The sequence below is a fragment of the Dolichospermum lemmermannii CS-548 genome (genome assembly GCF_028330815.1).
Lineage (GTDB): Bacteria > Cyanobacteriota > Cyanobacteriia > Cyanobacteriales > Nostocaceae > Dolichospermum > Dolichospermum lemmermannii.
On record NZ_JAQMTJ010000060.1, the window covers coordinates 1 to 6,085 of the forward strand.

Annotated in this window: 3 protein-coding genes; 2 read left to right on the forward strand and 1 reads right to left on the reverse strand. The window is 40.4% G+C overall.

Translation table 11 applies throughout. The features are described 5' to 3' along the window. The first annotated feature begins 114 nt into the window (after positions 1-114). Entirely contained in the window at positions 115-990 is an 876-nt protein-coding gene (locus tag PN450_RS03195) for a bile acid:sodium symporter family protein (protein WP_271835408.1), read from the forward strand. 182 nt (positions 991-1,172) lie between these two features. Here the strand turns inward: PN450_RS03195 and argS are convergent, their stop codons facing one another. Further along, a complete protein-coding gene (gene argS, locus PN450_RS03200) occupies positions 1,173-2,930 on the reverse strand; it encodes an arginine--tRNA ligase (RefSeq protein WP_271835409.1) in 1,758 nt (585 codons plus the stop codon). A 388-nt stretch (positions 2,931-3,318) separates the two neighbouring features. Here argS and PN450_RS03205 point away from each other — a divergent pair, with 388 nt between their 5' ends. Next, positions 3,319-5,829 (forward strand): endonuclease MutS2, encoded by a 2,511-nt coding sequence (locus tag PN450_RS03205; RefSeq protein WP_271835410.1) that lies wholly within the window; start codon positions 3,319-3,321, stop codon positions 5,827-5,829. Positions 5,830-6,085: the final 256 nt, after the last annotated feature.

Genomic DNA, 6,085 nt, shown 5'->3' on the forward strand with positions numbered 1-6,085 from the left:
CTCTGGTGTGTCCTCTGTGCCTCTGTGGTTCGTTTTAACAAAGATTTTGAGGCTTAACAGAATCATATTGAATATTCTCTTCTTCTTTGCCTGTTGGCGCGAAATAAGAAATTTATGAATGAAATTATCCCCATTCTTGACAAAATTGCATTTCTGGCTTTTGTTGTTGCCACTATGTTTGGTACAGGTTTAAAGTTAACTGTTCAACAGATTTGGCAACCTCTTCGTAATATTCGTTTGGTTGTTTTATCGCTATTTGCAAATTTTGTTTTAGTGCCACTTTTTGTATATTTGCTGCTGCAAGTAATACCTGTTAATGAACCTGTGAAAGATGGTTTGATCATTATGGCATTAGCATCTGGTCCGCCAGCTTTACCTAAACTTGCCCAAATAGTTAAGGGGGATTTAGCTTTTGCTACAGGGTTGATGATGATGTTAATGTTCGGCACTGTTTTTTATATGCCGATTGTATTACCATTAGTTTTAGAAGGTGTAGAAGTCAACTCTTGGGATATTGCTAAACCTTTAATAGTGATGATGATCATACCTTTGGTAATTGGGTTATTAATTAAGAACAAATCGGAAGATATAGCTCTTAGTTTGCAAACTATTATCTTCAAGATATCTAATTTTGGATTGCTTTTAGGTTTAGGAGTGAGGTTAATTGTACATTTCCATGAAATTATTATTTTATTGACAAATGGTGTGATCTTTGTTTGTGCTATTTTTATTATCTTTTCTTTTACTGTGGGTTATCTTTTGGGTGGTCCTGGTATTGATACTCAAAGAGTTCTAGGAGTAGGAACTGCACAACGCAATTTTGCCGCAGCACTGTTAATAGGTACGAGTAATTTTGATGATCCGAATGTGATCAGTGTAATTATGGTGACGAGTTTATTAATGATGGTTTCAGTTCTAATTTTGGGTAAAAACTTACCAGAATTAGATCAAGAACAGGGTGTAGATTTAGAAAAGGTAGAGGTTTCGTGATGACATAATTGCTGGTTATGGAGTTGGTTTTTTTGGCTGATGATATGTATGACGATGCTTACAGCAGATTTCGCTCTAATGAGGTACTTATGTAGCGGGCAAGATGCCCGCACTACAAGAGTTTCATGATTCAAGTGGGTTTTGTCTGTGTAGCCGAGATTTATAATCGTCAGGACTTAATATTACATCCTTTCTAAAACCTTAATTCCTAACAAAGATAATCCCAACTTGAGAGTTTTTGCAGTTAAATCACATAACATTAACCGCGAAGTTCTAGCAGGTTCTTCTGATTTGAGAACAGGACAATTTTCATAGAATTTGTTAAACTTATCGCTGAGTTGATACAAATAATCACACAAACGATTTGGCAATAAATCCTGTTCTACTTCCTTAATTACTTCATCAAGTTGCAAGAGATGTTTAGCTAAAGTTAATTCTGCATCTTCTTTTAGTAAGATTTGGCGATTTATTCCTAAGTTGGTAAAATCAATATTCCCTTGACGACTAATACCTTGAATTCTCACATAAGCATAGAGAAGATAAGGGGCTGTATTGCCTTTGAGAGATAACATTTTGTCATAACTAAAGACATAACTGCTGGTGCGATTTTGGCTTAAATCTGCATATTTAACCGCACTAATCCCCACAACTTCCGCGACATTTTGCATAAATTCTTCTGTTTCTGTGCGTTCATCTTCTTGTAATCTATTTTCTATGTCTGCACGAGCGCGGTTAATAGCTTCATCTAACAAATCTCGTAACCGCACAGTATCCCCAGAACGAGTTTTGAATTTTTTGCCATCTTCTCCTAATACTAACCCAAAAGGAACATGAACTAATTCCACATCTTCAGGAATCCAATTTGCTTTTCTTGCGACTTGGAAAAATTGGGCAAAGTGGTTAGATTGTCCTTCGTCTGTCACATAAACAATCCGCTTGGCTTTATCTTCTTGAATGCGATAACCTAAAGCTGCTAAATCTGTGGTTGCATAGTTATAACCACCGTCAGTTTTTTGGACAATTAAAGGTAAAGGATTACCTTCTCTATTAGTAAAACCATCTAAGAAAACACATTTTGCCCCTTGACTTGATTCTAATAATCCCGTTGTTGCTAGATTTTCTACGACTTTTGGTAATAATGGATTATAAAAAGATTCACCTCTTTCTATTAATTCAACATTGAGTAAATCATAAATAATTTGAAATTCTTGTCGAGATTGTTCACATAACAATTTCCACGCATGAAGTGTATCTTCCGCACCAGCTTGTAATCTCACAACTTCTTGACGGGAAGTTTCTTGAAAAACTGGATCTTCATCAAATCGCTGTTTGGCTTTGCGGTAAAAATTAACTAAATCTCCAATATCTAAAGCGTTGGCTGTGGTAAGTGCGTCTGGATAAACTTCCCGCAAATAGGTAATTAACATCCCAAATTGTGTACCCCAATCACCAACATGATTTAACCGCAAAACATCATGACCACAAAATTCTAAAATTCGGGCAATGGAATCACCAATAATAGTCGAACGTAAATGGCCGACGTGCATTTCTTTGGCAATATTCGGACTAGAAAAATCAACAATTTGCTTTTGTGGATTTGTTGCTGTGGGTATTCCCAATCTAGAATCTAATTGAATGGCGTTAAGTTGTGCTTCTAAATAAGAAGTTTGTAATTTGAGGTTAATAAAACCAGGACCCGCGATTTCTGGAGGTTCACAAATATCAGATACATCTAGTTTACTAACGATTTCCCCAGCAATAATTCTCGGTTGCTTTCCCAACTTTTTACTTAAAGATAAAGCCACATTAGCTTGATAATCACCAAATTTAGGATTACTGGCAGAAACCAAAATTGGATCTGTATTGGTATAATCTGTACCAAAAGCAGCTACTAAAGCCTGTGTTAATTTTAGTTTTAGTTGTTCTTGTGTAGCGTTCATTATGTAAATTCTATCTGTGTCAAAGGTGCTGTAATCCTTGATTTTAACTTGAAAATATAATCAATTAAAGAGAATTATCTAGTAGTTTGTCAAGATAAAAATGATGGACTGTAGTGTGAGCGTCTCGCTCACGCGGGCAAGATGCCCGCACTACCAAAAACCCGTCAAAATAAATTTGACGGGTAATGATAGGAAAAAACTTCTGTTTTTCCCTCCCCTACTCCCCCTTCTCCCCCTGCTTGCCTTTACCCCGTCATTTTTGGATTGATAAACTACTAGATGGCAGCATTCAGCCAGCGTCACCGTTTTTCTAAAAATTTTATCCTTGAAGATTTAGTCTGATGGCGGCTAAAATTGTTACGATAATTTCAGATTAGTTGTTGAAACCTTGATTCAATCTGAAACCTTAGAATTACTAGAGTGGCCTCGCTTGTGCCAGCACCTTTCCACCTTTGCGGCAACTAAGCTAGGGGCAATAGTTGCGCGTGACTTGCCGATTCCTGAAACCCAGGTAGAAAGTGAACAGTTATTAGCGCAAACCAAAGAAGTTTACGAACTGGAAAGTCGTTTACATCCAGGATTATCCTTTGAAGGAATCCAAGATATCGGTGATTCCCTAGAACGGGCAATACTCCAAAGTATTTTACCTGGAGAGGAACTATTAGCGATCGCTACCACCCTGGCAGGGACAAGAAATTTACGCCGTGTCATTGATAATCAAGAAAATGTCCCAGTTTTAAACGATTTAGTTTCCCAATTACGGACGTACCCAGAATTAGAACAGGAAATCCACCGTTGTATTGATGAACGGGGAGAAGTAACTGATCGCGCTAGTCAGAAAATGGGGGAAATTCGGGTAGAATTGCGGAAAATCCGCAGCCAAATTACTCAAAAACTCCAAAATATTATCCAAGCAAAATCGGGAGCAATTCAAGAACAGTTAATTACCCAAAGAAGCGATCGCTTTGTCATCCCCGTCAAAGCCCCCCAAAAGGACGCAATTCCCGGCATTGTTCATGACACCTCCACCAGTGGCGCAACCCTGTATATAGAGCCTAGCAGTGTCGTTCCCTTGGGTAATCAACTGCGGCAAATCTTCAGAAAAGAGCAAACCGAAGCCGAAGCCATTCGTCGGACTTTGACGGAGAAAGTAGCCGCAGTTACCCCAGATTTAGAAAGGTTATTAGCCATTGTCACCACCTTAGATCTAGCAGTTGCGAAAGCTCGTTATAGTCTGTGGATAGGTTCTAACCCCCCGCGCTTTATCAATCGTCAAGACAATGAAATTATCACCTTGCGAAATCTGCGCCACCCGTTATTAGTATGGCAACAGCAGCACGAACAAGGAAATCCCGTCATTCCGGTAGATTTGCTGATCAGTCCCCAAATTCGGGTAGTCACCATCACGGGACCAAATACAGGTGGAAAAACGGTAACTTTAAAAACCTTGGGATTAGCGGCTATCATGGCGAAAGTGGGTTTATTTGTTCCTGCCCGTGAACCCGTAGAAATGCCGTGGTTTTCGCAAGTTTTAGCTGATATTGGCGATGAACAATCTTTACAACAGAGTTTATCCACGTTTTCAGGACATATTCGCCGTATTAGTCGAATATTAGAAGCATTGGAGGAGAAAGGAGTCAGGAGTCAGGAGTCAGGAGTCAGGAGAAAGAAAGAAGAAGAGGAAGAAGTCAGGAGAAAGGAAGAGGAAGAGGAAGAGGAAGAAAAAGAAAAAATAAAACTACCAATCCCCAGTCCCCAGTCCCCAGTCCCCAATCACCAGTCCCTCGTATTACTGGATGAAGTTGGTGCAGGCACAGATCCGGTTGAGGGTAGTGCATTAGCGATCGCTTTACTCAAATATCTCGCCAATCATACCCAGCTAACAATGGCTAGTACCCACTTTGGCGAACTCAAAGCCTTAAAATATGAAAATCCTCAGTTTGAAAATGCTTCCGTAGAATTTAACGAAACCACCCTTTCACCCACTTATCGGCTACTGTGGGGGATTCCTGGACGTTCCAACGCCTTGAGTATTGCCTTGCGTTTAGGGTTAAAACCAGAAGTAGTAGCAGCAGCTAAAACTCAAGTTGGAGAAGCCACAGACGAGGTAAATCAAGTCATTGCCGGTTTAGAAGCCCAACGTCGCCACCAAGAAACCAAAGCCGCAGAAGCCCAAAAATTATTACGTCAAGCCGAACGATTATATAAAGAAGTTTCTGACAAAGCCGCTGCTTTAGAAGCCAGAGAAAAAGATTTGCGGGCTTCCCAAGAAATTGCCGTTCAACAAGCAATTACCCAAGCCAAAGGTGAAATTGCCCAAGTTATCCGCCGCTTGCAAAAAGGCACAGCCAACGCCCAAGATGCCCAACAAGCCACCGCATCCCTAAGTCAAATTGCCCAAAAATACGAACCCGCACCGCCACCTAAACCTAAACCTGGGTTTATGCCCAAAGTCGGCGATCGCGTGCGAATTCCCAAATTAGGGCAAACCGCCGAAGTTTTAACAATTCCTGATGCTGACGGCAATTTCGCCATTCGTTTTGGCATCATGAAAATGACAGTCCAACTCCAAGATATAGAATCATTAGATGGACAAAAACCCGAACCCATAGTTAAAGCAAAACCAGCCCCAGCCGTAGTTACACCACCACCAGCCCCAGCCATTCGCACCTCTCAAAATACTGTAGATTTGCGCGGAAAACGCGTAGCTGATGGCGAATATATCTTAGACAAAGCCATTTCTGAAGCCGCTGGACCCCTATGGATTATTCATGGACACGGTACTGGCAAACTAAAGCAAGGAGTTCACGCTTTCTTACAACAACATCCCAGAATTACCCATTACGAACCAGCAGCACAAGCCGATGGTGGTAGTGGTGTCACTATTGCTCATATATAAAGGCAAGAGGCAAGAGGCAAGAGGCAAGAGGCAAGAGGCAAAAATTATTACAACTGACAACTAACAACTGACAACTAACCACTAACAACTAACAACTGACAACTAACAACTGACAACTGACAACTGTACGGGCGAAGCATTTGGAGAACTATTTTTGGCAATGACCGATAATTTATCTTCCAAATGCTTCGCCCCTACTAACAACTGACAACTGTACGGGCGAAGCATTTGGAGAACTATTTTTGGCAATGACCGA

Excerpts from the sequence above, each read along its gene's own strand:
- PN450_RS03195 (WP_271835408.1), top strand. The coding sequence starts at position 115 with ATGAATGAAATTATCCCCATTCTTGACAAAATTGCATTTCTGGCTTTT.
- argS (WP_271835409.1), bottom strand. The coding sequence starts at position 2,930 with ATGAACGCTACACAAGAACAACTAAAACTAAAATTAACACAGGCTTTA.